Consider the following 26,435-nt stretch of genomic DNA (forward strand, 5'->3'; position numbering starts at 1 on the left):
GGCGCGGCCGCCGCCACATTCAGGCAAAATGGCGGCTGTCGCCCTTTTTCACGCACATACATGTCCGACGTCATCGCCCTGATTTTCGACTTCGACGACACGCTGGCCTCGGACAGCACGTCCGGTTTCCTGGACAGCATCGGGGTGGACACGGCGTCCTTCTGGAAGGAAGACGTCGACCCCCTGCTGTCGCAGCAGGACTGGGACCCGGTGCCCGCCTACCTTTACCAGATGATCCGCCTGTCGCAGTCCGGCAGGTACGGGCCGATCACGCAGCAGCGCCTGAAAGACTGGGGCGCGCGCCTCGAACTGCACGACGGCGTGCCCACGCTGTTCCAGCGGCTGCGCGCCGCCGTGCGGGCCGAGCAGCCGCAGGTGCAGCTGGAGTTCTACCTGATCTCCAGCGGCATCGGCGACGTGGTCCGTTCCACCCCCATCGCGCACGAATTCACCGAGATCTGGGCGTCCGAGTTCGTCTACGGCGAAGACGGCGGCATCATGTTTCCGCGCCGCATCGTCAGCTTCACCGACAAGACGCGCTACCTGTTCCACATCCAGAAAGGCATCATCGGCCGCGATTTCCGCGGCAAGCCCTTCGAGGTCAACCGCAAGGTTCCCGAGGACCGCCTGCGCGTGCCGTTCGATCAGATGGTGTTCGTCGGCGACGGCTACACCGACATTCCGTGCTTTTCGCTGATTCGCCGCGCCGGCGGCTTCGCCTTCGGCGTCTGGGACCCCAAGCACCGCGACAAGCGCAGCCGCGCCTGGGGCTTCATCGAAGAAGGCCGGGTGTCCAACCTGAACCAGGCGCGCTATGACGAACAGGCCGAGCTGTACCAGTGGCTGGAAGAGGCCGTCACCAGCCTGGCCGGCCGCATCGCGCTGAAGTCCCGGGTGTACCGTGGTTGAAGCGCAGGCCCTGGCGGCCCCGCCGCCCTGGACGGCGCAGGACGCCGCTTTCATGACGCTGGCGCTGGAACAGGCCCAGGCCGCCTACGACATCGGCGAGGTGCCGGTGGGCGCGCTGGTGGTCTCGGCGCAGGGCGAGATCCTGGGCCGCGGCTACAACCGCACCATCATCGACCACGATCCCACCGCCCACGCCGAGATCGTGGCGCTGCGCGCCGCCGCCCAGGCGCTGGAAAACTACCGGCTGCCGGGCATCACCGTCTACGTCACGTTGGAGCCCTGCGTCATGTGCATCGGCGCGATGCTGCACGCGCGCCTGGCGCGGGTCGTGTTCGGCGCCTACGATCCCAAGACCGGCGCCTGCGGCAGCGTGCTGAACGTGGGCGCGGTGGCCAGGCTCAATCACCACACTTCAGTCACCGGCGGCGTGCTGGCGGAACCTTGCGGCGACCTGCTGCGCCGCTTCTTCCGCGCCCGCCGCAGCAAGGAATCCATTGCATGAGCACCAGCAAGGCCGCCAAGGCCGTCCATGACCACGGCCATGACCACGAATGCGGCGAGGACTGCGGCCACGATCACGATCACGGCCATTTCCACGCGCGGCCCGACGCCCGCGGCATCTACCTGATTTCGCCCTCGTCGGCGGTGCGCGATCCGGCCACCGTGGACCTGGCGCGCGAGCGCCTGCAGGCCCAGGGCTTCAAGACGGCGCTGGACCGCACGGCGCTGGCCGAGCACCAGCGCTTCGCCGGCACCGACGCCCAGCGCCTGGCCAGCCTGACCCGCGCGGTCAAGCAGAAGCTGCCCATCGTCATGGTGACCCGCGGCGGCTACGGCGTGGGCCGGCTGCTGCCGGCCATCGACTGGAAGGCCATGGCCGACAGCGGCAAGCGCTTCGTCGGCATGAGCGACTTCACCGCCTTCAACCTTGCCCTGCTGGCGCAGACCGGCGCGGTCAGCTACACCGGCGCGACCGCCGTCGCCGACTTCGGCGGCAAGAAGGTCGACGACCTGACCGAAGCGCTGTTCGGCGAAATCATGCGCGGCGAACTGGAGATCCTCAGCTTCGAGACCCAGGACGCCGATCCGGTGGACTGCCGCGGCATCCTGTGGGGCGGCAACCTGGCGATGCTGACCTCGCTGGCGGGCACGCCCTACATGCCCAAGGTGCGCGGCGGCATCCTGTTCCTGGAAGACGTGGCCGAGCATCCCTACCGCATCGAGCGCATGCTGATCCAGCTGCACCAGGCGGGCATCCTGGGGCGGCAGAAGGCCATCGTGCTGGGCCGCTTCACCGACTACAGGCTGGCGCCCCACGACAAGGGCTACGACCTGCCCGAGGTGGTGGCCTGGCTGCGCCGCACGGTCAAGGTGCCGGTGGTGACCGGGCTGCCGTACGGCCACGTGGCCACCAAGGCCACGCTGCCCATCGGGCAGAAAGTCGGCCTGGCCACCGAGGCCGGGCTGGCGCACCTGGTGCTGGACGAGCACACCCACTGACCGCGGGCGGCGCGTTCAGCGCGCGCCCGCCATCACCTCCCGCGCCAGCTCGGGCAGGGCCTTGTACAGCAGGCGCGTGGCCGCGGTGGCCGGGCGCTGGCGGCTCAGGTCCATCAGCACAGTCTGGCGTATGGACGGATCGGTCAGGCGCAGCGGAACCAGGCTGCCGGCCTCGACCTCGGCCGACACCGCGTGGGCCGGCAGGATGCTGTGCAGGCCGGCGCGGCGCACGGCGTCCTTGATGGCCACGCCCGAATCGGCTTCCAGCACCACGTTCAGCTCGATGCCGGCGCGCAGCGTCAGGCTGTCGAGCACCGTGCGCAGGGCGTTGGGACGCACCGGCAGCGCCAGCGGCGCGGCCGCCAGGTCGGCCAGCCGCAACTCCCGCCTGCCGGCCAGCGCCGAACCGGCGCCGGTCACCACTTTCATCTCGGTTTCGAACAGCACTTCGTGCATGCGGGTGGAGGCGGCGCGATAGCGGTTGTAGATGCCGATGTCGATCTTACCGTTGGCCAGCCAGGCCTCGATTTCACCGCTATAGCCTTCGAACACGCGCAGCCGGATACCGGGATAGCGCGCCTGCGTGTAGGTCAGCAGCATGCCGATGAGCGGCTGCGACAGCGAGGGAATCAGCCCCAGGCTGACCACCCCGGCCGGCTTGCGCTGCGCGGCCCGGGCTTCCTCCAGCAACTGGTCGGCCTCCAGCAGCAGCGCCTGGGCGCGCGGCATCAGGCTTTCGCCCAGCTCGGTCGGCAGCACGCCGCGCCCGGTGCGAAAGAACAGGCGGCCGCCGAATTCCTGCTCCAGCTCCGACAACTGGCGGCTCAGGGCCGATTGCGCGATGCCCAGCGCGGCGGCCGCCCGCGTCAGGCTGCCGGCTTCGGCGATGCGCGTGAACATGCGCAGGTTCTTCAGATCCATGGCCGCGTCCCATCTGATTTCGAGATAACTGGTTTATCGAAATTGCCCGTTCCTGATGGAGCGATTTCAGCACAGAATTTCCTCACCCCCTTGCAAACGCCGCGCGGCAGGCCGCGCCCAGGAGTCAGCAGATGAGTTTCGAGGAAAGTGCAGGTCCGTTGAAAGGTGTGCGTATTCTGGATCTGTCGACCGTGGTGGCCGGCCCCTGGGCCGCGACGCTGCTGGCCGACCTGGGCGCGGACGTGCTGAAGGTCGAGATCCCCGGGCCGGGCGATCCCTTGCGCGCGCTGGCCCCGCACAAGAACGGGGTGCCGCTGTGGTGGAAGGTCGCCAACCGCAACAAGAAAGGCATTTCGGTCGACCTGCGCACGCCCGAGGGCCGCGACATCGTGGCCCGCCTGCTGCCGGACTTCGACGTGCTGGTGGAGAATTTCCGCCCCGGCACCCTGGACGGCTGGGGCATGAGCCGCGAATGGCTGCACGGCCACAACCCGGCGCTGACCATACTGCGCGTCACCGGCTTCGGCCAGACCGGCCCGTACCGCAACAAGCCCGGGTTCGCGCGCGTGTTCGAGGCCATGAGCGGCCTGACCAACATCTGCGGCGAAGCCGACGGGCGGCCCCTGCACATGGGTTTTCCCATCGCCGACGCGGTGGCCGGCCTGTTCGGCGCGCTCGGCATCGTCTCGGCCCTGTACCGCGAGAAGACCGCGCCACGCGGACAGGGCCAGGAAATCGACTGTTCGCTGATGGAGTCCATGTTCCGGGTCATGGATTTCCTGCCCATCGAATACGACCAGCTCGGCATCGTGCGCGGGCGGCTGGGCAACAGCAGCCAGTACGCGGCGCCCGGCAACGTCTACCGCACCCGCGACGGCCACTGGGCTTCGATCGCCGCATCGACCCAGCGCATATTCGAACGGCTGTGCGTGGCGCTGGCGCTGACCGGCGTGGCCGAGGACCCGCGCTATCGCACCAATCCGGACCGGGTGCGCAACCGCGAGTCGCTCGACGCCCTGGTGTCGGCCGCCATCGCGCGCCACACGCTCGAAGAGCTGGGCGCGCTGCTGGACGCCAACGCGGTGGGCTTCAGCCCCATCTACGACATCGCGGACATTTTCAGCGACCCGCACATCGCGGCGCGCCAGGGCATCGTCGCGGTCGAGGACGAGGAGCTCGGGCCGGTGCGCATGCAGAGCGTGGTGCCGCGCTTTTCCGACACGCCGGGCGCGGTCCACCACGCCGGGCCCAGCCTGGGGCAGCACAACGCCGAGGTACTGGGCGCGCTGGGCATCGACGCCGGACAGCAGGCGCAGTTGCGCGAGCGTGGCGTGATCTGACGCGGGTTCCATCGCCACGGGGCCGCTACCGACAGGCTCCGGGCGCCATCAGGAGGAGACGACAATGCGCGCATGGATAGCAGGATGGATGGTGGCGGCCGGCCTGGCCGCCGCGGCGCCGGCCCAGGCCGCCGACCAATGGCCGGCCAAGCCGGTCAAGCTGCTGGTGGGTTTTCCGCCCGGGCAGGCCACGGACGCCGTGGCGCGGCTGCTGGCCGAACGCCTGTCGGCAAAACTGAACCAGCCGGTAATCGTCGAGAACCGGCCGGGGCAGGGCGGCAGTATCGCGCTGGCCGCGCTGGCCAAGGCCGCGCCGGATGGCTACACCATGATGCTGTCGGCCACCGCCTCGCTGGTGACCAATCCGCATCTGTACAAATCCACGGGCTACGACACGCTGCGGGACTTCGCGCCGGTCAGCCTGGTGGCCGACCTGCCGATGGTGCTGGTGGCCAACGCCTCGCAGCCGTTCAGCGACGTGGCGGGGCTGCGCGGCTACGCCCAGCGCCATCCCGGCGCGCTGAATTTCTCGTCCTCGGGCAACGGCACGCTGTCGCACCTGGGCATGGTGATGCTGGAGCGCCAGGCGCAATTGCAGCTGACCCACATTCCGTACCAGGGCAGCGCCAAGGCGATGACCGACATGATCGCCGGCAACGTCGCCATCGGCCTGGACACGGTGGCGGTGACCCTGCCGCATATCCAGTCCGGGCGCCTGAAAGCCCTGGCCGTGGGTTCCAGCCAGCGCCTGCCGATGCTGCCGGACACGCCCACCTTCGCCGAAGCCGGCTACCCCGATTTCCAGGCCAATCCCTGGCTGGGCATGCTGTTTCCCAAGGGCACGCCGCGGCCCATCGTGCAGCGCATGAACCAGGAACTGCGCGAGGCCGTCGCCACGCCGGCGCTGGCCCAGTCGCTCAAATCCATCGGCGCCTTCGCGCGCACCGACACGCCCGAGGATTTCACCCAGCTGCTGCGCCGCGAGTACGGCACCTGGGGCGAGCTGGTGCAGCTGTCGGGCAGCCGGGTCGATTAGCAACCATCAACCACAGAGGAAAACCGCATGAAGCATGACGATCCATTCAAGGCCCTGCTGCTGACGCAGGACGACGGCCGTACCTCGTGCAGCCTGCAGGATTTGAGCCTGGCCGAGCTGCCCGCCGGCGACGTGACGGTCAAGGTCGAATATTCCAGCCTGAACTACAAGGACGCGATGGCGGTCACGGGCAAGGGTGGGATCGTGCGCGACTATCCCATGGTGCCCGGCATCGACCTGGCCGGCACCGTGCTGGAATCCGCCGCGCCGGACTATCCGCCCGGCGCGCCGGTGGTGCTGACCGGCTGGAGCGTGGGCGAGCGCTACTGGGGCGGCTACGCGCAGGTGCAGCGGGTCAGGTCGGAATGGCTGGTGCCGCTGGCCCCGGGGCTGGACAGCTTCAAGGCCATGGCGATCGGCACGGCCGGCCTTACCGCGATGCTGTGCGTGATGGAGCTGGAGGCCGCCGGCCTGACGCCGGCGGCCGGCCCGGTGCTGGTGACCGGCGCGTCCGGCGGCGTGGGCAGCGTGGCCGTGGCGCTGCTGGCGGGCCTGGGCTGGCGGGTCGCCGCGCTGGTGCAGCCGGGACGCGAGGCCGTGCATCCGTACCTGAAGTCGCTGGGCGCGTCCGAAATCGTTTCGGGGCCGGAATGGGCGGAGATGCCCCGGCCGCTGGAGAAGCAGCGCTGGGCCGGCGCAGTCGACACGGTGGGCTCCAAGGTGCTGGCCAGGACGCTGGCGGCGACCGAGTACGGGGGCGCGGTTGCGGCCTGCGGGCTGGCCGGCGGGGCCGACCTGCCGGGCACCGTCATGCCGTTCATCCTGCGCGGCGTGCGCCTGCTGGGCGTGGATTCGGTGATGTGCCCGCCGGCCAGGCGCCGCCAGGCCTGGGAGCGGCTGGGCCGGGTCTATGCGGACATGCCGTTCGCCGACATCGCCATGACGGCCGGCCTGAGCGAGGTGCCGCAGCTGGCCGCCCGGATGATGGCGGGCAACAACCGGGGCAGGTATGTGATCGACGTGAGCCGGTAACGGGAAAGGGGGAAGGGGGCGCGGGAAAGACCGGCTTGCTACAATGTCAGGTTTCCCGCGCGCGTCCTCTGGCGCCCGCAGCACCTCATACCCCCTACCCACACCGTGATATCCACTGCCAATCTCACCATCCAGTTCGGTCCCAAGCCCCTTTTCGAGAACGTCAGCGTCAAGTTCGGAGAAGGCAACCGCTACGGGTTGATCGGAGCCAATGGGTCCGGCAAGTCGACATTCATGAAGATCATCGGCGGCGATCTGGAGCCCTCGGCCGGCAACGTCTCGCTGGAGCCGGGCGTGCGCCTGGGCAAGCTGCGCCAGGACCAGTTCGCCTTCGAAGACCAGCGCGTGCTGGACGTGGTGATGATGGGCCACACCGAGATGTGGGCCGCCATGTCCGAGCGCGACGCCATCTACGCCAACCCGGAGGCCTCCGAGGACGACTACATGCGCGCCGCCGAGCTGGAGGCCAAGTTCGCCGAGTACGACGGCTACACCGCCGAGGCCCGCGCCGGCGAGCTGCTGCTGGGCCTGGAAATCGCCGTGGACCAGCACAACCTGCCCATGCGTGAAGTGGCGCCGGGCTGGAAGCTGCGCGTGCTGCTGGCGCAGGCGCTGTTCTCCAACCCGGACGTGCTGCTGCTGGACGAACCCACCAACAACCTGGACATCAACACCATCCGCTGGCTGGAAAACGTGCTCAACAGCTACCAGAGCACCATGATCATCATCAGCCACGACCGCCACTTCCTGAACCAGGTGTGCACGCACATGGCCGACGTGGACTATGGCGAGATCCGCATCTACCCGGGCAACTACGACGACTACATGCTGGCCTCGACCCAGGCCCGCGAGCGCCTGGTGGCCAACAACGCCAAGGCCAAGGAGCGCGTCGCCGAACTGCAGGACTTCGTGCGCCGTTTCGCCGCCAACAAGTCCAAGTCGCGCCAGGCCACCTCGCGCCTGAAGCAGATCGACCGCATCAAGTCGGAGCAGGTCGAAGTCAAGCCCTCGTCGCGCCAGAACCCGTACATCCGCTTCGAGCAGAACAAGGTCATGCACCGCCAGGCGGTCAACGTCGAGAACCTGTCCAAGGCCTACGACGCGCCGGTCATCAAGAACTTCTCGGCCATGGTCGAGGCGGGCGAGAAGATCGCCATCATCGGCGCCAACGGCGTGGGCAAGACCACGCTGCTGCGCCTGCTGGCCAATGACCTGGCGCCGGACGCCGGCACCGTGAAGTGGTCGGAAAACGCCGACCTGGGCTATATGGCCCAGGACGTCTCCGACCAGTTCCAGCAGACCGACATCAACCTGCTGGACTGGATGGGCGAACACCGCCAGCCCGGCGACGACGACCAGTCGATCCGCTCGGTGCTGGGCCGCCTGCTGTTCTCGGCCGACGACCTGCCCAAGGCGCCCAAGGTGCTGTCCGGCGGCGAAAAGAACCGCATGACCTTCGGCCGCCTGATGCTGGGCCGGCACAACGTCATGCTGCTCGACGAGCCCACCAACCACCTGGACATGGAATCGATCGAATCACTGCAGTTCGCGCTGGAGAAATACCAGGGCACGCTGGTGTTCGTGTCGCACGACCGCGAATTCGTGTCCGGCCTGGCCACGCGCGTGATCGAGATCCTGCCGTCCGGCGAGATCGTCGACTACCGCGGCACCTACGACGAGTACCTGACCTCGCGCGGCATCGACGCCTGAGGCCGGGCCCGGGCCGCCGTCGGCGGCCCGCAAGCCGTTCAATCCCATTTGTAGGCAAGCGGCTGTTTCTCGACGAAGCGGCGCGCGGCTTCGCGGTGGTAGGCGCTGTCGCGGCAGATCGCCTGGGCCATCGCTTCCTGCGCGTAGACGTCCTCGCGGGTGGACTCGTAGCTGCGGTTCATGATGGTCTTGGCCAGGCCCAGCGCCTGCGTCGGCGCGGCGTGGAAGCGCTCGGCCATGATCAGGGCCTGCTCCAGCGGATCGCCGTCGCACACGGCCTGCACCAGGCCGAGCCGCAGCGCTTCGTCGGCCGCGCACACCCTGGCGGTGAACACCAGTTCCTTGGCGCGCGCCAGGCCCACGGCGCGCGGCAACAGGTACATGCCCAGCATGTCGGGCACGAAGCCGATGCGGGCGAACACCGCGCAGAACGTGGCCCGGCGGCTGGCGATGGCATAGTCGGCGCACAGCGCCAGCGACAGGCCGGCGCCGAAGGCCGCGCCATCGACCGCGCTGATCACGGGCTTCTCCAGGTCTACCAGCGTGTCGTACCAGCGGTGGATCTTGCGGATGCGCTCGCGTCCTTCGAACGCGTCCAGTCCCTGCGCATGCGCCTCGGTCATGGCCTTGATGTCGCCGCCGGCGCAGAAATGCCCGCCTGCGCCGGTCAGCACCACGGCCTTCACGCCGTCGTCGTCGCGCAATTCGGGCAGCGCGCGCGAGAACGCCTCGCGCATGTCCGTGCTGAGCGCGTTGCGCTGGTCGGGACGGTCCATGGTCAGCACGGCGGTGGCGCCGTGGCGGGTGATCTTCAAAGTCATCGGTGCTCCTTGGTTTGTTGTTGGAATCCACGGTGATCATGCCGTGGTTTCCTCGTGTCTGCTTACTGCGCCTTGAGGCCGAGGTCGCGGGCCACCGGCAGCCAGCGGTCTCTCTCGGCCTGCACGAAGGCCGCGAACACGGCCGGGCCGCCGGGCATGGGCACCGCGCCGATGCCGGTCAGCTTGCGCTGCAGCTCGGGCTGCGCCAGCGCCTGGTTCACGCCCCGGTTCATGCGTTCGACGATGGCCGGCGGCGTGCCGGCCGGCGCCACCAGCCCGAACCACGCGCTGGCCTCGATGCCGGAATAGCCCAGCTCGGCGGCCGTGGGCACCTCGGGCAGGCCGGCGAAGCGCTTGTCGTCCAGCACGGCGAAGGGGCGGATCTTGCCGGCCTGCGCCTGCGTCATGCTGGAGGGTAAGGCGTCGAACATCATGTCGGTGCTGCCGCCCATCAGGCCGACGATGGCCGGCGCGCTGCCCTGGTAGGGCACGTGCGTGACCTTGAATCCCAGCTTGCTGACGGCATATTCGCCGGCCAGGTAGGTGATGTTGCCGGTGCCGGCCGAGCCCATGGTGAGCTTGCCCGGGGCCTGCCGGCCCAGCGCCACCAGCGACTTGACGTCCTGCGCCGGCAGGTCCGGGCGCACCACCAGCAGCAGCGGCGATTTGGCCATGCCGGAGACCGGCACGAAGTCCTTGGCCGGGTCGTAGTTCATCTTGGCGTACAAGGCCTGGTTCACCACCAGGGGCGCGTTGGAGCCGACGAAATAGGTCTTGCCGTCGGGCTTGGCGCGGGCCACGTGGTCGGCGGCGATCATGCCCGCCGCGCCCGGCCTGTTCTCGACGATGATGGGGGCCTCGCCGTCCTTGCCGACGGCCTGCGCCACCAGCCGGGCGATCTGGTCGGCGGCGCCGCCGGGCGGGTAGGGCACGACGAAGCGGACCGGCGCGTCCTGGGCGCGCGCGGACGCGGGCGCCAGGATTGACAGGGCCAGCGCGGCGCAGGCCGCAGCGGAGAGAATGCGCATGGTGGTGTCTCCTGAGGGGGGCATGGCCGTCGCGACGGCGGTCGGGGTGGTCAGACGATGCCTTTGGCCCGCAGCTCGGCGATGCGCGCCTGGCTGAGGCCCAGGCGTTCGCGCAGCACGGCGTCGGTGTGCTCGCCCAGCGTCGGCGCGCCGCGCTCGTAGCGCAGCGGCGTGTCGCTCAGGCGGATGGGGTTGGCCACGGAAGGCGTCTCCACGCCGGCGCCGTGCGGCAGCGACAGTTGCATGCCCCGGTGGCGCACGTGCGGGTCCTGGAACACCTGCTCCATGTCGTAGATGGGGCCGCAGGGCACGTTGACCGCCTGCAGCGTTTCGACCCATTCGGCCATGGTGCGCGCCAGCATGGCCTGCGCGATGGGCGGAATCAGCGTGGCGCGGTGGCGGTTGCGCGCGCCGGCCGTGGCGTAGCGCTCGTCGGCCGCCAGCTCGGCGCGGCCGATGGCGCCGCAGAAGGCGCGGAACTGGGCGTCGTTGCCCACCGCGACGATGACCTCGCCTTGCTTGCAGGCGAACACCTGGTAGGGAACCATGTTGGAATGGGCGTTGCCCATGCGCTGCGGCACCCGGCCGGACAGGAAGTAATTGATGGCCTGGTACGAGGAGATGGTGACCACGCAATCCAGCAGCGACATGTCGATGTGCTGGCCCGCGCCGCTGACATGGCGGTGTTCGACGGCGGCCAGGATGGCGGTGCTGGTGTAGACGCCGGTCAGGAGGTCCGTGATGGCGATGCCCGACTTCATCGGTTCGCCCGCGGGGTCGCCGGTGATGCTCATCAGCCCGCCCATGCCCTGGAACACGAAGTCGTAGCCGGGCAGCGGCGCGTACGGCCCGTCCTGCCCGAAGCCGGTGATCGAACAATAGATCAGGCGCGGGTTCACCGCCCGCAGGCTGTCGTAGTCCAGCCCGTAGCGCGCCAGGGTGCCGACCTTGTAGTTTTCCACCAGCACGTCCGAATCCCGCGCCAGCGCCACGATCAGCGCCTGGCCCTCGGGCTTGGCCAGGTCCACCGTGATGGAACGCTTGCCGCGGTTGGCGCTCAGGAAGTACGAGGAATCCCGGGTTTCGGCGCCGTCGGCGTCCACCAGGAAGGGCGGACCCCAGCCGCGCGTGTCGTCGCCTTCTCCGGGGCGCTCCACTTTGATGACCTCGGCCCCCATGTCGGCCAGCGTCTGCGTGGCCCAGGGGCCGGCCAGCACGCGCGTCAGGTCCAGTACCTTCAGATGCGAAAGGGCGCCGCGCGGACGCGCGGCGTCGGTATGGTCCGGCTCCATATGTCTCCGATCGGGGTGGGCCCCGTTATGTATGCGGACCACCTTAATGAGCGTGGGCCGCAGCGTCCAATATCGTTTTATGTGGCAGCGATTCGATTCCGGTATTGCCGGCCCGGCTTTATTACCGGAAGCAGTTAAGACATTCGATATTGATCGTTTGGATTCATATAACGAATTGTTAGATTGGAGCCTCGTTTTCCATCCGCCACGGCTCGTTCCATGAATCTCACCTTCGACCAAGTCCACAAGCATTTCGGCGACCTGCCGGTGGTGGACGGCTTCGCCAGCGAAATCAAGACCGGAGAACTGGTCGCCCTGGTCGGCCCGTCGGGCTGCGGCAAGTCGACCCTGCTGCACCTGGCGGCGGGCCTGGAAAAGCCCACGGCGGGCAGCGTGCTGGCCGACGGCCAGGCCGTCGCCGGCCCGCATCCCAGCCGCACCCTGGTGTTCCAGGAGCACGCGCTCTATCCCTGGCTGACGCTGCTGGACAACGTGGCCCTGGCGCTGGAGTTCCAGAACACGCCCAAGGCCCGCGCCCGCGAGGCCGCGCGCCAGTGGCTGGCCCGCGTCAGCCTGGCCGGCTTCGAGGACTACTACCCGCACCAGGTGTCCGGCGGCATGCGCCAGCGCGCCGCGCTGGCCCGCGCCTTCATCGCGCAGCCGCAGACCCTGCTCATGGACGAGCCCTTCGGCGCGCTGGACGCGCTGACCCGCCTGAGCCTGCAGGACGTGCTGCGCCAGCTGATCGCCCAGGAAAAGCCCACCGTGCTGCTCGTCACCCACGACGTGGACGAAGCCCTGTTCCTGGCCGACCGCATCATCGTGTTCAGCCCGCGCCCGGCGCGGGTGCTGCGCGAGTTCAACCTGGCGCACCACGAAAAGACCCACGACCTGTCCGGCCTGGCCGCCGAAAAGCGCGAGATCCTGCGCCTGCTCGGCATCGCCGTGGACGGGTCCGACGCGCACGCCGACCTGGCCCTGGCCGCCTGACGGCGCGGCGCCGCGCGCAAGCGCCGCCGTTTCCGATTCCTCTGGAGCTCCCTCATGAAATTCAAGCAATGGCTGTCCCTGCCGCTGGCCGCGGCGCTGCTGGCAGCGGCCCCCGCGATGGCCGCCGAAAAATTCCGCGTGGGCTATCTGCGCGTCATGGACGATGCGCAGGCCATCGTCGCCCAGGAAGGCGGCTACTATCAGAAGGCCGGCCTGGATTCCGAACTGATCGAATTCAAGTCGGGCACCGACCTCATCAAGGCCATCGTCGGCGGCCAGCTCGACATCGGCGTGCTGGGCTTCACCAACGCCGTGGCCTGGGCCTCCAAGGGCGCCGACCTGAAGGTCGTGGGCGGCGCGCAGCAGGGCTACCACTCGCTGATCGTGCGCGACGATACCGGCATCGAGGACATCGCCGGCCTCAAGGGCAAGACCCTGGCCTCGCAGGCCGAAGGCAGCACGGCCGACGTGGTGCTCAAGGGCGTGGTGCTCAAGCAGGGCAACCTGGCCGCCGACGACGTCAACATCATGGGCGTGAGCCCGGCCGTGGCGGTGCAGTCGCTGGTGGGCAAGCGCGTGGACGCGGCCTTCCTGTTCGAGCCCTACGACCGCATCGCGCAGCTGGTGGCCCCGGTCAAGCAGATCTATGAAGTCGGCCAGGCCTGGCCGTTTCCGTGCATGGTCGTGATCACCTCCGGCGAAACCCTGGCCAAGCGCAAGGACGACGTCTGGAAGGCGCTGGACGCGCAGAACCAGGCCATCGAGCTGCTGCAGAAGCAGCCGGCCCAGGCCTCCAAGCTGATCGCCTCCTACTTCATCGCCGAGCCCACGCTCAAGACCCTGACCCGCGGCGAGCTGCCGCGCGAGACGGTGATCGCCGAAGCCATCGGCACGCAGGTGTTCACGCCCAAGCTGACCGAGAAGGACACGCGCCGCATGCAGGAGATCGCCGACATCCTGCAGGCCCAGGGTTCCTTGAAGACGCGTGACGGCAAGCCGTACGACGTCTCCAGCATCGTCGACCTGTCCTGGCAAGAGGCTCGCAAGCTTTGAGCGCATCCACCCGAGTCACCGGCGCCCGCAAGCATCTGGCGGGCGTGCTGGGCGTATTGTTCATCCTGGCCCTGTGGCAGCTGGCTTCGCTGGCGCTGCCGGACTTCCTGATGCCGGGCGTGCCCACCGTCGTCGAGCGCCTGTTCGAGGACTTGGGCAAGCAGTCCTTCCACCAGAGCCTGCTGGGCACGTTGGGACGGCTGGGCGCGGGCTACGGCCTGGCGCTGGCCGCCGGCATCGGCTTCGGGCTGGTGGCGGCCGTGCTGTTCTTCTTCCGCGAAGTGCTGCGCAGCGCCATCGTCATCCTGCAATCGATCCCGTCGATCGCGTGGGTGCCGCTGTTCCTGATCGTGATGGGCTTCGGCAACACGCCCATCATCGTGGTGGTGGCGCTGTCGGCCTTCTTCCCGGCCGCGCTCAGCGTGATGAACGCCACCGAATCGGTGCAGCGCGTGCACGTCTCGGCCGCACGCGTCATGGGCGCCACGCCCTGGGGTTTGGTCAAGCGCGTCTACCTGTCGGCCGTGATGCCCGAGCTCATCACCGGCGCGCAGCTGGCTTTCGGCAACGCCTGGCGCGCGCTGATCTCGGCCGAGATGCTGATCGGTTTCGGCAAGGGCCTGGGCCGCTCACTGGCCTATTCGGGCGAGATCGCCGACATGACCGGCGTCATGACCAATATCCTGGTCATCGCGGTGCTGGCGGCGCTGATCGACCAGTTCGTGCTCGAAAACCTCAAGCACCGCCTGCTGCGCTACCAGTACGTGTGAACGACATGGCGACCCGCAACCTGTCCGCCCGTCTGAGGCTGCTCGCGCTCGGCGCCTGCCTGGCGCTGTCGGGCGCGGCGCAGGCGCAGCCCGAAGCCTTCGCCGCGGCGCGCGCGCGCGGCGAGCTGGTGGTGGGCGTGCCGTACCTGGCGCCGCCGCCCGCGGCCGGCGCCAAGATCCGCACGCCGGACGGGCTGGACGCCGCCATGGCCGAGCGGCTCGGGCAGAGCCTGGGTCTGCCGGTGCGGCTGCGCGAGCTGCTGCCGGCCGCCGCCGCGGCCGCGCTCGCGGCGGGCGAGGTGGATCTCGCTTTGGCCGAGGGCGGCGCGGACCAGCCGGGCCCGGTCGCCGCGCAGCCCACGGGCTACGCCTATCGCCCCAAGGCCGTGATCCGCAGCGACACCCGCCTGCGCCAGCCGGCCGACGCGCGCGGACGCAGCGTCTGCATGGCCGAGGCCGCGTCGGCCTCGCGCGAACTGGCGCAGCGCTGGGGCGCGGTGGTGCGCACCTATCGCGTGCCGTCCGACGCCCTGGTCGCGGTGCGCGAAGGCAGCTGCGACATCGGCCTGGTGGACGACGCGGTGTGGGAGCCACTGATGCGCTTTCCGGAATGGAAGAAGTTTTCGTCCACGCTGGCCGCCGACGGCGCGCGGCATGAACGCGTCTGGCTGCTGCCGGCCGACGCCGCGGCCAGCCGGGGCTGGCTGGCGCAGGAAATGCGCGCCTGGGAGCGCGCCGGCGCCTGGCGCGCCATGACCGCCAAATGGGCGCGCGACGTCGCCTTCGACGTCTATCTGGACCAGGAAGTGCCCGACTGCCACGGCTAGCGTCGCGCTGCACTTACAATGCCGGGCATGACGCACACGCTGACCGCGCCCTGTTCCTACCAGGAAGACATCAAGAAAAGCCGCTTCGCCGCCTACGCGGCGCCGGTGGCGACGGTGGAGGAGGCCATGCGCTTCTTCGCCGAACACAGCGACCCCGAGGCGACCCACAACTGCTGGGCCTACCGCATCGGCCAGGAATACCGCTTCAACGACGACGGCGAGCCGGGCGGCACCGCCGGCCGCCCCATACTGCAGGCCATCGAAGGCCAGGACATGGACCGGGTGGCCGTGCTGGTGGTGCGCTGGTTCGGAGGCGTGAAGCTGGGCGCGGGCGGCCTGGTGCGCGCCTATGGCGGCTGCGCGGCGAACTGCCTGCGGCTGGGGCAGCGCACCGAAATCGTGGACCTCGCCACGGTTTCCTGCAGCTGCGGCTTTGCCGAACTGCCGCTGCTCAAATCCCGCCTGGCGCAGGCCGGCGCCGCCATCGTGCAAGAGGATTTCAACGAAGCCGGCGTGACGCTGCGCTTTTCCGTGCCGCGCGGCGCGGTCGATGAACTGGCGCTGACCGTGGCCAACATCACGCGCGGGCGGGCAGGGTGGGAGGTGGAGTGACCGGGGCGCGCTGACTACCGGCGCGCGCGGATCGCCTCCACCCGTTCCTGCGTGGGCGGATGGCTCGACAGCCAGCCCGGCAGGCCCTCGCCCGACGCCGCGCTCAGGCGCTCGAGCATGAGCGCCAGCGTGTCGGGATTCTTGCCGGCCCGTCGCATCAGGGCGGCCCCGCGCGCGTCGGCTTCACGCTCGAAGCCGCGCGAATAGCCCAGGTCGAGCAGGCCGGCGCCCAGCGTGCCGAGGTCGTATACGGCGCCAACGCCATCCCCGGTCATGAGCATGAGCACGACGGACAGGCCCGCGAGGCGGCCCAGGCGGCGCATGCCGTGCCGGTACTCGACGTGGGAGATCTCGTGCGCGAGCACGCCGGCCAGGTCGGCGGGCCGGGGCGCCAGCGCAACCAGCTCGTCGGTGACCACGACCTGGCCGCCGGGCAAGGCGAGCGCATTGGCGCCCACCAGCTTGCCGCCGCGCCGAAAAATCAGCCCGAGGCTGCCGGGCGGCGCGCTGGCATGGACGGACAGATCGTTGAATTCGGCCTCGATGGCCTGTCGCGTGGCAATGGGCAGATCGCTGTGTTGAAAGGAGAGGCGGTCCAGCGTGTCCAGCAACGCGGCGCCGATGCGGGCCTCGGCCGCGCGCGGCACGAAACGCGATGCCGCGTCGCCCAGCCAGGGCACGGCCCAGCGCAGTCCGATGAGCACCGCCAGCAGGGCCAGCGCAGCTGTCAGCGTGAGCCGCAACGTGCCGAGGCGTTCCAGGCGATGCAAGAGGCCGGGTCCGCGGCGGCTCAGGGCGTCGACCCGGTCGTTGTCGAAAGTCTCGAACACGGCGCCGCCGGGCAAGGTCGCGCGCCGCGCCGTATCGGCGATGCGGCTGGACCAGCGCAGCGCGCTGGGCGCCAGCACCCGCGGCGTACCGCCATCGTTCAGCAACAGGGAACCGTCGGCTTGCCGCGTGAGCGTGGCCGGGCGGTGCGCGGCGGCGCCGGACTCGAACAGACGTCCTCGCACCGGACCGGGATCAGAACATGGCCGCGCTGCCAAAGCCTTCGAGCTCGCTGAATTCGCTGCCGAAGCTGCCTGGCGCGTTCTGCTGCTGCGAGACCAGGTCGTCCAGTCCCGGCGCGGCCAGCACGGTCAGGCTTTGTGTCAGGTAGCGGTAGTGGCGCACGCGCGCCCAGGGGTAGGCCAGCCCGAGCGTGACGACGGCGGCCACCAGGCCGGAAATCACGATCCAGATCAGGACCAGCGGCGACAGCCGGCTCTGCATGCGGTGTCCGCCCGTCAGGGTCAGGCGCTTGAACAGCTCGTTGCGCAGGCAGGCGCCGTAGTACAGCCCGGCGATGAAAAACGCGGCGTAGAAGCTGGGGCCCAGCGCCGCGATGAGCAGCTTGAGCAGGCCCGAATCATAGGCCGGAGGCCGGCCCTCGGGGGCGTACAGGAAGGCGTACCAGTCGAGCGCCAGCGTCTCCATCGAGACGTCGATGCCATCGGCCGCGGCGACGGCGGCCGCCAGCAGCAGGCCCAGGATCATGATCACGAAGAACACCAGGATGCTGAGGAAGAGCGCGCCGTACAGCGCGCCCAGCGGCGGGGTGCTGGCGAAGGCGGCGTTGCCGTAGCGGTAGCCGCCGGCCACGTAGCGCCCCGCCATGCGCGAGGCGAGCGGGGTCAGCAGCCCGAGCGTCAATACCGCGATCGCGGGCATGAGCAGAAAGACGCAAGCCGCGCGCATGTAATTGCCCTGGAAGCCGAAACGCACGTTCCTCCAGGACATCATGGCCGCGCTGAAACGCAGGCCCGCGTTGACCGTCCAGGACAGGAGGCACAGGATGGCGATGGTGACGGCCAGGCTGCCGGCCGGCGAGAGCCGGCTGATTATGGAAGCGGCGACGAGCACCGCCAACGCGATGATCCGGCCGACAAGAATCTGCCGGCCTGTCGCGTGATAGTCGAAGCTGTGGCCGTCGATGCGCGTGTGCCCGTAGAACCAGCGCCGCGTGCGCACCTTGGCCCAGGCGGACCAGACGCCCAGCGTGACGACGGTGAGCAGCACGTTCACGATCCAGACGCGGAAGTAATCGAGCGCGCGGCCGTGGAATTCGACCGGCAGGGTGCGCCGCGGGCCTGCGGCGGAATCGGTGGGGAGGGGGGCTGGACCGGGGACCTGATCGCCGGCCGTGATCGGTGGATTCATCGGCACATTTCCTGGGTGGGGAACGTGCGTGAATCGTATTGAGTATCTATCTCATCTATATATGAGATGGGTCTGATACAAGCTTGCCGGAAAATGGCGGCTCGCGCCGCCCGATGGGCTGCGCGCGCTGGGCGGTGGTGTGTTTGCCCAGGTGCGCGCGCGCCATGCCCATCCTACGCCATCACGTCAGCGCGCGATTACGCGTCCGAGCCGTTCTGGGCGGCGGCGATTTCCTTGTGGACCTGTTCCATGTCCACTTCCTTGATCTTGGCCAGCAGTTCGTTCAATTGGCCGCCGGACAGGGCGCCGGGCTGCGAGAACAGCAGCACCTTCTCCCGGAAGACCATCAGCGTGGGGATCGAGCGGATGCCCAGCGCGCCGGCCAGTTCCTGTTCGACGTCGGTATTGACCTTGGCGAACGTGACGTCCGGGTGCTCGGTGGCGGCCTGCTCGAAGACCGGGGCGAAGCCGCGGCACGGGCCGCACCAGGGCGCCCAGAAATCGACGATCAGGGTGCCGTCGGGAGTGATGGCATCCTGGAAGCTGTCTTTGGTGAGTTCAACAATACTCATTTTGCATCCTTGCCGCGTGTACGGCGAAAGCGGTGTCGGGGTTGGCGACGCTACGGCGTTCTATGCGCTTTTGGCCATAGTAGAGCGGGTGGCGGTCGCGTCGCAATGGTTGGCGCCGGGAGCGGGCGCGGTCGGGGACGCCTTCAGGCCGTGGCGTCCTGCTTCAGGGCTGCGACGATTTCGAAGGAGCGCAGGCGGTCGGCGATATCGAAGAAATCCGAGACGATCATGACCTCGTCGGCCTCGGTTTCGGCCACCAGCGCCTCCAGCTCGCGCCGCACGGTTTCCGGCCCGCCCACGATGGCGGCGCCCAGTCTTTGATTGACCGCTTCACGCTCCCATTCGTTCCACAGCCCGTCCATGCTGTCGACGGGCGGCTGCAGCTGCAGCCGGTTGCCGCGCACCAGGGACAGGAATTTCTGCTGCTGCGTGGTGGCCTGGCGGCGGGCCTGCTCGTCGGTTTCCGCGGCCACCACCGGCACGCCTATCATGGCGTAGGGGCGGGCCAGCGTCGCCGATGGCTTGAACAGGTGGCGGTACAGGCGCATCGCCGCCATGCCCTCGGGCGAGAAATGCCCGGCGAACGAGAACGGCAGGCCCAGTTCGGCCGCCAGCCGCGCGCTGAAATCGCTGGAGCCGAGCAGCCAGATGGGGATGTCCAGGCCTTCGCCGGGTATGGCGCGCACCGGCTGGCCGGGCCGCGAAGGCGCCAGGAAGCCGCGCAGTTCCTCGACCAGCGAGGGGAACTCCAGGCCGCTGCGCGGGCCGCGGCGCAGCGCGTGCTGCGTGGCGCCGTCGCTGCCTGGCGCGCGCCCCAGGCCCAGGTCGATACGCCCCGGGTACAGGGTTTCGAGCGTGCCGAACTGTTCGGCGATGATCAGCGGCGCGTGGTTGGGCAGCATGACGCCGCCCGAACCCACCCGCAGGGTGCTGGTATGCGCGGCCACGTGGCCGATCAGCACCGCGGTGGCGCTGCTGGCCACGCCGTTGATGTTGTGGTGCTCGGCCAGCCAGAAGCGGCGGTAGCCCAGGCGCTCGACGTGCTGCGCCAGCGCCACCGTGTTGCGGAAGGCGTCGGCGGCGTCGCGGCCCTGCACGATGGGGGCCAGGTCGAGGACTGAAAACGGGATGCGGGCCAGGCTGCTCATCGGACTGCCCTGCAGGAGGGGGTGGGACGGTTGAAACGCAAGGTGGACTCCATATACAGGATACTTGGGGAGTGTATCGGCGATTTCAACCGCGGCCGCCAGCAACCTTATGCGCTGGCGGGTTGTATGGATTCAATCTATGTCCCCGATTGACGGGGACAATCGACGCAGCGTGCCGCTAGCCCGGATAGAAGGCGTAGCGGATCACGAACAGGGCCGCGACCAGCCAGGTGGCGGGATGCACGTCGCGCACCCGGCCGGTGGCGGTCTTGAGCACCACATAGCTGATGAAGCCGAAGGCGATGCCGTTGGCGATCGAATACGTGAACGGCATGACCAGCGCGGTCAGCGCGGCCGGCGTGGCCTCGCACACGTCGTTCCAGTCGATGTCGATCAGCTCGCGCATCATCAGGCCGGCCACGTACAGCAGGGCGGGCGCGGTGGCGTAGGCCGGCACGGCGCCGGCCAGCGGCGAGATGAAGAGCGCGGCCAGAAACAGCAGCGCCACCACCAGCGCGGTCAGGCCGGTGCGTCCGCCCGCCTGCACGCCGGAGGCGCTTTCCACGTAGGCCGTGGTGCTGCTGGTGCCCAGCATCGAGCCGGCCACGATGGCCGAGCTGTCGGCGAACAGCGCGCGGCCCAGGCGGTTGGGCTTGTTCTCGGGCATCAGGCCGGCGCGCCGGGCCACGCCCACCAGCGTGCCGGTGGCGTCGAACACTTCGACCAGCACGAACACCAGGATCACGTGCACGAAGCCGCTGTGCAGGGCGCCCAGGATGTCCAGCTTGAACAGCGTCGGCGCCAGGCTGGGCGGCGCGGCGAAGATGCCCTTGAATTCGTTGTAGCCCAGCGCCATCGACAGCAGCGTGACGGCGACGATGCCGATCAGGATGGCGCCGCGCACGCGCAGCGCGTCCAGCGCGGCGATGATGAAAAAGCCCAGGATCGCGAACAGCGGGCCGGGCTTGGTCAGGTCGCCCAGCGTGACCTTGGTCGCCGGATGCGCGACCACGATGTCGGCGTTCGACAGCGCGATAATGGCCAGGAACAGCCCGATGCCCGCGGCGATGGCGCTGCGCAGCGAATGCGGGATGCCCTTGACCAGCCATACCCGGATGCCGGAGATCGTCAGGAACAGGAAAATCACGCCGGAGATGAACACCGCGCCCAGCGCCTGCTCCCAGGTGTAGCCCATGGTCTTGACCACGGTGAAGGCGAAGAACGCGTTCAGGCCCATGCCCGGGGCCATGCCGATGGGCCAGTTGGCGATCAGCGCCATCACCAGCGAGCCCAGCGCGGCGGCCAGGCAGGTGGCCACGAACACGGCGTTGCGGTCCATGCCCGTCGACGACAGGATGTCCGGATTGACGAATATGATGTACGACATCGTCAGGAATGTCGTCAGGCCCGCCACGAGCTCGGTACGGGCGTTCGTACCGTGTTCACGCAGCTTGAATAGCTTCTCCAGCATTCGAGTCCCCAGTATGTTTAACAGGCTTGCGGGCCGCTATTTTCGCATCAGTTGTAAACTCTGCCGCCATGATTATTCTCGGCTTTGAAAGCTCCTGCGACGAGACCGGCGTCGCGGCCGTCTGTACGGAACGCGGCCTGCTGGCCCACGCGCTGCACACCCAGATCGCCATGCACCAGGAATACGGCGGCGTGGTGCCGGAACTCGCCTCGCGCGACCACATCCGCCGCGTCATCCCGCTGACCCGCCAGGTGCTGGACGAAGCGGGCCTGCAGATGTCCGACGTGGGCGCGGTGGCCTACACCGCCGGCCCCGGCCTGGCCGGGGCCCTGCTGGTGGGCGCCAGCGTCGCGCAGTCGTTCGCCTGGGCGCGCCATCTGCCGGCCATCGGCATCCATCACCTGGAAGGGCACCTGCTGTCGCCCATGCTGGCCGACCCGCGGCCCGACTTCCCGTTCGTGGCGCTGCTGGTGTCCGGCGGTCATACCCAGCTGATGCGGGTCGACGGCGTGGGCCGCTACGAACTGCTGGGCGAAACGCTGGACGACGCCGCCGGCGAGGCCTTCGACAAATCCGCCAAGCTGATGGGCCTGGGCTATCCGGGCGGCCCCGCGCTGGCCCGGCTGGCCGCCAGCGGCGACGCCGCGCGCTTCGACCTGCCGCGCCCCATGCTGCACAGCGGCGACCTGGATTTCAGCTTCAGCGGCCTGAAAACCGCCGTCCTGACCCGGGTCAAGGCCGCCGAGGCGGCGGGCGGCCTGGACGAACAGACCCGCGCCGACCTCGCCGCGGCCACGCAGGCCGCCATCGTCGAGGTGCTGGCGGCCAAGGCCGTCCGCGCGCTCAAGCAGACCGGCCTGAAGCGGCTGGTGGTGGCCGGCGGCGTGGGCGCCAACCAGTTGCTGCGCGCCCGCCTGGCGGCCGCGCTCAAGCCGCTGAAGGCGACCGCCTATTTCCCGCCGCTGGCGCTATGCACCGACAACGGCGCGATGATCGCGTTCGCGGCGGCCGAGCGGGTCAAGGCCGGGCTGGCGGTGCTGGATGCCGACGCGCCGCACAGCTTTACGGTCAGGCCCCGGTGGGACCTGGCGGAGATCGGTTGAGCGGGCAGGGCGCCGCGCCGCCGCCTATTTCTTCTTGCCGCCGCCGATCCGGCTTTCCGTGCCCTGCACCAGGCGCGTGATGTTGGCGCGGTGGCGGTAGAACAGCAGCACGCCGATGATGACCAGCGCCACGCCCATGGCGGGCTGGGCGCGCCAGGCCAGGCCGGAGCCGAACACGTAGTACACGGGGGCGAAGAACGCCGCCACCAGCGAGGCCAGCGAGGAATAGCGGAAGAAGATGGCGACGATCAGCCAGGTCGCGGCCGTGGCTACCGCCAGCCAGGGCTGGATCGCCACCAGCACGCCCAGCGCGGTGGCCACGCCCTTGCCGCCCTTGAAGCCCAGGAACACCGGATACAGGTGGCCCACGAAAGCGGCCAGCGCCACCGCCGACAGCGGCCCGACGGGAATGCCGGGAGCGAGCTTTTCGGCCAGCCAGATCGCGAACCAGCCCTTGGCGGCGTCGCCCAGCAGGGTCAGCGCGGCGGCGGTCTTGTTGCCGGTGCGCAGCACGTTGGTGGCGCCGGGGTTCTTGGAGCCGTAGCTGCGCGGGTCCTGCAGGCCCATGAGCTTGCTGACCACCACCGCGAACGGCACCGAGCCGATCAGGTAGGCCAGCAGGATGAGCGCAAGATGGAACGCGAAGGAGGTTGCGGTGATCGCCATGGAAAGGGGGAGTCCGTTGGTATGTCGTAATGGCTGCGGATTCTACCGCGCCGCGCGCCGCGCCCGGCTACGGGTTATCGAGCGGGGCGCCGCCGCCCGGACCTCAACCCCGTCATCCGGATGGCCTCCGCGGACGGTACAATCGGACACGTCCACCGTGTCTTGTTTTCTTTCGGATGCACAATGCGAATTCTGGTTTCGAACGATGATGGTTACTCCGCCCCCGGGCTCGAAGCGCTGGTGTCGGCGCTGCAAGGCCTGGGCGACCTCACCGTCGTCGCGCCCGAGACCAACCACAGCGGCGCCTCCAACTCCCTCACGCTGAACCGCCCCTTGTCGGTGCGCACCGCCTCCAACGGCTTCATCGCGGTCAACGGCACGCCGTCGGACTGCGTGCACGTGGCGCTCACCGGCCTGATGGACGCGCGCCCGGACCTGGTGGTCTCGGGCATCAACAACGGCGCCAACATGGGCGACGACACGCTTTATTCGGGCACCGTGGCCGCGGCCAGCGAAGGCTATCTGTTCGGCATTCCCGCCATCGCCTTCTCGCTGGCCGAAAAAGGCTGGGCCCACATCGAAGACGCCGCGCGCGCCGCGCGCCAGGTGGTCGAGCGCCATCTGGCCCAGCCGCTGGCCGCGCCGGTGCTGCTCAACGTCAACATTCCCAGCCGCCGCTACGAAGACATGCGCGGCTTCGCCGTCACGCGCCTGGGCAAGCGCCATCCATCGCAGCCGGTGGTGCGCACCACCACGCCTTACGGCGACACGGTGTACTGGATCGGCCCCGTGGGCCTGGCGGCCGACGCGGCTCCGGGCACGGACTTCCATGCCGTCGAGCAGGGCACCGTGTCGGTCACGCCGCTGCGGCTGGACCTGACCCAGCACAGCCAGCTCGACGAGATCCGTAACTGGGCGGAGCCGCTATGCGCAAACGCATAAGCCAGCCGGACGTGTCGCAGCCCGTGCCCGGCCGCAGCGGCCCGGCGCGCTACGACTCCGGCCGGCTCAGCCCCGGCGTCACGCCGGCCAACAGCAATACCCGGATTTCCGCGGCCACGCTGCCGCGCCAGGCCCAGGCGCCGGCGCCGGCCTCCGGCGGCAACCTGGGCCTGAACTCCGACCGCCTGCGCCAGGCCATGGTGCAGCGCCTGCGCGCGCAAGGCATCAGCGACGAGCGCGTGCTCAACGCGATGGGCGCGGTGCCGCGCCACCTGTTCGTCGACGAGGCGCTGGCCAGCCGCGCCTACGAAGACGCGGCGCTGCCCATCGGCCATTCGCAAACCATTTCACAGCCCTGGGTGGTGGCGCGCATGATCGCCGCGGTCTGCGAGGACCGCGCGCCCACGCGGGTGCTGGAAGTCGGCGCCGGCTGCGGCTACCAGGCCGCGGTGCTGGCGCAGTTCGTGCGCGAGGTGCATACCATCGAGCGCATCCGCGGACTGTACGAACTGGCGCGCGGACACCTGCGCGCCTTGCGGCTGACGACGAGGATACGCCTCATCTACGGCGACGGCATGCTGGGCCTGCCCGGCGTGGCGCCGTTCGATGCTATCGTTGTGGCTGCCGCTGGCCTGGCCATCCCGCAAGCGCTGCTTTCGCAGCTGGCGCCGGGGGGCCGCCTGATCGCTCCGGAAGGGGGCGCCAACCAGCGCCTGGTTCTGATCGAACGCACGGGCGCGGCCAGCTGGAAACGCACAGAATTAGAGGCCGTGCGCTTTGTGCCGCTACGGGCCGGAATACAATCTTGAGCAAACAGGAGAAACGTATGCTCAACGGGCAGTTGCAACTGACCGATATCACTCTGGGCGCGCCGTCGGCGCGCCTGCGTCGCCCGCTCTTCATCGCGGGGGCGCTCAGCCTGGCCATCCTGGCTGGCTGCGCATCCAAAGGCACTCGCGCGCCCGTGGTCGACATGACCGGCGGGCAGCCCGCGCCCGCCACTCAGCCCGGCGGCACCTATGTGGTCAAGCCGGGCGACACGCTTTACAAGATCGCCCGCGCCAACAACGTGGACATCGAGAACGTCAAGCGCTGGAACAACCTCAGCGACCCCAACCAGATCTCCGTCGGCCAGGTGCTGAAGATGTCGGGCAGCGCCACCGGCGGCGCGCAGACCGCGCCGATCACCGGCACCAAGACGCAGCCGCGTCCGCTGGACCAGCCCGAAACCACCACGCCGCCGCCCGAAACCACGCCGACCCCGGCGCCGGCCCCGGTCGAGACCAAGCCCGCCACGCGCGCCGCCGACGCCGGCGTCATCAACTGGGGCTGGCCGGCCAACGGCCAGATCGTGCAGGGCTTCAACGCCAGCAGCAAGGGCATCGACATCGCCGGCGCGCTGGGCGATCCGGTCATCGCCGCGGCCGACGGCCTGGTCAAGTACAGCGGCAACGGCGTGCGCGGCCTGGGCAACCTCATCATCGTGGAGCACCAGAACGGCTTCATCACGGCCTATGCCCACAACCGTTCGGTGCTGGTCAAGACCGGCCAGACGGTCAAGCGCGGCGCCAAGATCGCCGAACTCGGCCAGAGCGACACGACCTCGCCGCGCCTGCACTTCGAAATCCGCCGCCAGGGCCAGCCGGTGGACCCCATGCAATACCTGCCCGCGCGATGACGCCCACCCTGGTATTCGACCTGGAAACCATCCCCGACGCCGAGGGGCTGCGCAAGCTCAACGGCTGGGGGCCCGAGGTTTCCGACCAGGAAGTGATCGAGCGCGCGCTGGCCGCGCGCCGCGAGGCGGTGGGCCACGACTTCCTGCCGCTGCACCTGCACAAGGTGGCGGTGGTGGGCTGCGTGTTCCGCGACGACCAGGGCTTTCGCGTCAAGACGCTGGGCCAGGCCGACGACCCCGAGGCCGCCTTGCTGGCGGGCTTCTTCAAGACCATCGAACGCTACACGCCCAAGCTCGTGAGCTGGAACGGTTCGGGTTTCGACCTGCCGGTGCTGCACTACCGCAGCCTGATCCAGGGCGTGCCGGCGCCGCGCTACTGGGACATGGGCGAGGAAGACCGCGATTTCAAGTTCAACAACTACATCTCGCGCTACCACTCCCGCCACCTGGACCTGATGGACCTGCTGGCCAAGTACAACGGCCGCGCCAACGCGCCGCTGGACGAGCTGGCCAAGCTCTGCGGCTTTCCCGGCAAGCTGGGCATGGACGGCAGCAAGGTCTGGGAAGCCTGGAGCCAGGGCCGCGCCGACGAAGTGCGCGCCTATTGCGAAACCGACGTGGTCAACACCTGGCTGGTGTACTGCCGCTTCCGCTTCCTGCGCGGCGAACTCGACCGCGCCGCCTACGAGGCCGAGATCGCGCTGGTGCGCGACACCCTCGGCGCCAGCGACGCGCCGCACTGGAAGGAATACATGGCGGCCTGGGACGCCAACTGAGCGCAACACACCCGCGTGAAGGACGCCCCGCGCAAAGGA

27 protein-coding genes are annotated in these 26,435 nt (G+C 69.2%); 17 read left to right on the forward strand and 10 right to left on the reverse strand.

The window, feature by feature from the left end:
- The first annotated feature begins 60 nt into the window (after positions 1-60).
- Genes AC1IQ6_RS12775 through AC1IQ6_RS12785 form a run of 3 tightly spaced genes read left to right on the forward strand, consistent with a single transcriptional unit; the run spans position 61 to position 2,409 of the window.
- On the forward strand, positions 61-909 hold the full coding sequence (locus AC1IQ6_RS12775) for an HAD family hydrolase (RefSeq protein ID WP_102771391.1): 849 nt from the start codon (positions 61-63) through the stop codon (positions 907-909).
- A 52-nt stretch (positions 910-961) separates the two neighbouring features.
- The gene (gene tadA, locus AC1IQ6_RS12780; protein ID WP_485866570.1) at positions 962-1,411 is read left to right on the forward strand and encodes a tRNA adenosine(34) deaminase TadA; all 450 of its coding nucleotides are present in this window, start codon (positions 962-964) and stop codon (positions 1,409-1,411) included.
- Complete coding sequence (locus AC1IQ6_RS12785) at positions 1,408-2,409, forward strand: LD-carboxypeptidase (protein WP_485866451.1); 1,002 nt, start codon at positions 1,408-1,410, stop codon at positions 2,407-2,409. The genes tadA and AC1IQ6_RS12785 overlap by 4 nt, the downstream gene beginning before the upstream one ends.
- 15 nt (positions 2,410-2,424) lie before the next feature.
- On the opposite strand, the gene AC1IQ6_RS12790 is transcribed toward AC1IQ6_RS12785, so the two are convergent.
- The gene (locus AC1IQ6_RS12790) at positions 2,425-3,330 is read right to left on the reverse strand and encodes a LysR family transcriptional regulator (protein ID WP_102771389.1); all 906 of its coding nucleotides are present in this window, start codon (positions 3,328-3,330) and stop codon (positions 2,425-2,427) included.
- A gap of 131 nt (positions 3,331-3,461) precedes the next feature.
- Between AC1IQ6_RS12790 and AC1IQ6_RS12795 the strand changes: the two genes are divergently transcribed.
- From AC1IQ6_RS12795 to AC1IQ6_RS12810, 4 genes are all read left to right on the forward strand, one after another.
- Positions 3,462-4,670 (forward strand): CaiB/BaiF CoA transferase family protein, encoded by a 1,209-nt coding sequence (locus AC1IQ6_RS12795; RefSeq protein ID WP_102771388.1) that lies wholly within the window; start codon positions 3,462-3,464, stop codon positions 4,668-4,670.
- A gap of 64 nt (positions 4,671-4,734) precedes the next feature.
- Positions 4,735-5,706: a Bug family tripartite tricarboxylate transporter substrate binding protein gene (locus AC1IQ6_RS12800; RefSeq protein WP_102771387.1), complete on the forward strand. Its 972-nt coding sequence runs from the start codon at positions 4,735-4,737 to the stop codon at positions 5,704-5,706.
- 27 nt (positions 5,707-5,733) lie between these two features.
- On the forward strand, positions 5,734-6,738 hold the full coding sequence (locus tag AC1IQ6_RS12805; protein ID WP_485866452.1) for an MDR family oxidoreductase: 1,005 nt from the start codon (positions 5,734-5,736) through the stop codon (positions 6,736-6,738).
- A gap of 105 nt (positions 6,739-6,843) precedes the next feature.
- The gene (locus AC1IQ6_RS12810) at positions 6,844-8,448 is read left to right on the forward strand and encodes an ABC-F family ATPase (RefSeq protein ID WP_168202106.1); all 1,605 of its coding nucleotides are present in this window, start codon (positions 6,844-6,846) and stop codon (positions 8,446-8,448) included.
- 38 nt (positions 8,449-8,486) lie between these two features.
- Here the strand turns inward: AC1IQ6_RS12810 and AC1IQ6_RS12815 are convergent, their stop codons facing one another.
- From AC1IQ6_RS12815 to AC1IQ6_RS12825, 3 genes are all read right to left on the reverse strand, one after another.
- Positions 8,487-9,269, reverse strand: coding sequence for an enoyl-CoA hydratase/isomerase family protein (locus AC1IQ6_RS12815; protein WP_102771384.1), 783 nt, complete (start codon positions 9,267-9,269; stop codon positions 8,487-8,489).
- Positions 9,270-9,331: 62 nt separating this feature from the next.
- Entirely contained in the window at positions 9,332-10,297 is a 966-nt protein-coding gene (locus tag AC1IQ6_RS12820; RefSeq protein ID WP_485866453.1) for a Bug family tripartite tricarboxylate transporter substrate binding protein, read from the reverse strand.
- A 50-nt stretch (positions 10,298-10,347) separates the two neighbouring features.
- Positions 10,348-11,589: a CaiB/BaiF CoA transferase family protein gene (locus AC1IQ6_RS12825; protein WP_102771381.1), complete on the reverse strand. Its 1,242-nt coding sequence runs from the start codon at positions 11,587-11,589 to the stop codon at positions 10,348-10,350.
- A 219-nt stretch (positions 11,590-11,808) separates the two neighbouring features.
- Here AC1IQ6_RS12825 and AC1IQ6_RS12830 point away from each other — a divergent pair, with 219 nt between their 5' ends.
- Genes AC1IQ6_RS12830 through AC1IQ6_RS12850 form a run of 5 tightly spaced genes read left to right on the forward strand, consistent with a single transcriptional unit; the run spans position 11,809 to position 15,841 of the window.
- Positions 11,809-12,579, forward strand: a complete 771-nt coding sequence (locus AC1IQ6_RS12830) for an ABC transporter ATP-binding protein (protein WP_102771380.1) — start codon at positions 11,809-11,811, stop codon at positions 12,577-12,579.
- 54 nt (positions 12,580-12,633) lie between these two features.
- Positions 12,634-13,632 (forward strand): ABC transporter substrate-binding protein, encoded by a 999-nt coding sequence (locus AC1IQ6_RS12835; protein WP_485866454.1) that lies wholly within the window; start codon positions 12,634-12,636, stop codon positions 13,630-13,632.
- Positions 13,629-14,402, forward strand: a complete 774-nt coding sequence (locus AC1IQ6_RS12840; RefSeq protein ID WP_485866455.1) for an ABC transporter permease — start codon at positions 13,629-13,631, stop codon at positions 14,400-14,402. Before AC1IQ6_RS12835 ends, AC1IQ6_RS12840 begins: the two co-directional genes overlap by 4 nt.
- Positions 14,403-14,407: 5 nt before the next feature.
- Positions 14,408-15,229: a type 2 periplasmic-binding domain-containing protein gene (locus AC1IQ6_RS12845; protein ID WP_485866456.1), complete on the forward strand. Its 822-nt coding sequence runs from the start codon at positions 14,408-14,410 to the stop codon at positions 15,227-15,229.
- Positions 15,230-15,256: 27 nt separating this feature from the next.
- Positions 15,257-15,841 carry an IMPACT family protein gene (locus AC1IQ6_RS12850; RefSeq protein WP_102771848.1) on the forward strand — a complete coding sequence of 195 codons (585 nt, stop codon included), beginning with the start codon at positions 15,257-15,259 and terminating at the stop codon, positions 15,839-15,841.
- Between the two features lie 14 nt (positions 15,842-15,855).
- Here AC1IQ6_RS12850 and AC1IQ6_RS12855 read toward each other — a convergent pair whose 3' ends face one another.
- The 5 genes from AC1IQ6_RS12855 to AC1IQ6_RS12875 all read right to left on the reverse strand — a co-directional run bounded on the left by AC1IQ6_RS12855 (position 15,856) and on the right by AC1IQ6_RS12875 (position 21,231).
- On the reverse strand, positions 15,856-16,854 hold the full coding sequence (locus AC1IQ6_RS12855) for a M48 family metallopeptidase (RefSeq protein WP_485866457.1): 999 nt from the start codon (positions 16,852-16,854) through the stop codon (positions 15,856-15,858).
- Positions 16,855-16,864: 10 nt separating this feature from the next.
- Positions 16,865-18,040, reverse strand: a complete 1,176-nt coding sequence (locus AC1IQ6_RS12860; protein WP_485866458.1) for a YjgN family protein — start codon at positions 18,038-18,040, stop codon at positions 16,865-16,867.
- Positions 18,041-18,237: 197 nt separating this feature from the next.
- Positions 18,238-18,612, reverse strand: a complete 375-nt coding sequence (locus tag AC1IQ6_RS12865) for a thioredoxin family protein (RefSeq protein ID WP_111825016.1) — start codon at positions 18,610-18,612, stop codon at positions 18,238-18,240.
- 143 nt (positions 18,613-18,755) lie between these two features.
- On the reverse strand, positions 18,756-19,760 hold the full coding sequence (locus tag AC1IQ6_RS12870) for an LLM class flavin-dependent oxidoreductase (RefSeq protein ID WP_485866459.1): 1,005 nt from the start codon (positions 19,758-19,760) through the stop codon (positions 18,756-18,758).
- Positions 19,761-19,938: 178 nt separating this feature from the next.
- Complete coding sequence (locus AC1IQ6_RS12875; RefSeq protein WP_102771373.1) at positions 19,939-21,231, reverse strand: NCS2 family permease; 1,293 nt, start codon at positions 21,229-21,231, stop codon at positions 19,939-19,941.
- 68 nt (positions 21,232-21,299) lie between these two features.
- Between AC1IQ6_RS12875 and tsaD the strand changes: the two genes are divergently transcribed.
- Positions 21,300-22,334 carry a tRNA (adenosine(37)-N6)-threonylcarbamoyltransferase complex transferase subunit TsaD gene (tsaD, locus tag AC1IQ6_RS12880; protein ID WP_102771372.1) on the forward strand — a complete coding sequence of 345 codons (1,035 nt, stop codon included), beginning with the start codon at positions 21,300-21,302 and terminating at the stop codon, positions 22,332-22,334.
- A 24-nt stretch (positions 22,335-22,358) separates the two neighbouring features.
- Here the strand turns inward: tsaD and plsY are convergent, their stop codons facing one another.
- Positions 22,359-23,000, reverse strand: a complete 642-nt coding sequence (gene plsY, locus AC1IQ6_RS12885) for a glycerol-3-phosphate 1-O-acyltransferase PlsY (RefSeq protein ID WP_102771371.1) — start codon at positions 22,998-23,000, stop codon at positions 22,359-22,361.
- 183 nt (positions 23,001-23,183) lie between these two features.
- On the opposite strand from plsY, the gene surE reads away from it, so the two are divergent.
- From surE to AC1IQ6_RS12905, 4 genes are read left to right on the forward strand one after another with little or no spacing between them, the layout of a single operon-like run.
- Positions 23,184-23,942: a 5'/3'-nucleotidase SurE gene (gene surE / locus AC1IQ6_RS12890; protein ID WP_102771370.1), complete on the forward strand. Its 759-nt coding sequence runs from the start codon at positions 23,184-23,186 to the stop codon at positions 23,940-23,942.
- Positions 23,927-24,751 (forward strand): protein-L-isoaspartate(D-aspartate) O-methyltransferase, encoded by an 825-nt coding sequence (locus tag AC1IQ6_RS12895; protein ID WP_168202108.1) that lies wholly within the window; start codon positions 23,927-23,929, stop codon positions 24,749-24,751. The genes surE and AC1IQ6_RS12895 overlap by 16 nt, the downstream gene beginning before the upstream one ends.
- 17 nt (positions 24,752-24,768) lie before the next feature.
- A complete protein-coding gene (locus tag AC1IQ6_RS12900) occupies positions 24,769-25,620 on the forward strand; it encodes a peptidoglycan DD-metalloendopeptidase family protein (RefSeq protein WP_102771369.1) in 852 nt (283 codons plus the stop codon).
- Positions 25,617-26,396: a 3'-5' exonuclease gene (locus AC1IQ6_RS12905; RefSeq protein ID WP_102771368.1), complete on the forward strand. Its 780-nt coding sequence runs from the start codon at positions 25,617-25,619 to the stop codon at positions 26,394-26,396. Before AC1IQ6_RS12900 ends, AC1IQ6_RS12905 begins: the two co-directional genes overlap by 4 nt.
- Positions 26,397-26,435 lie beyond the last annotated feature (39 nt).

The organism is Achromobacter sp. MUI-25009338, from assembly GCF_057359325.1.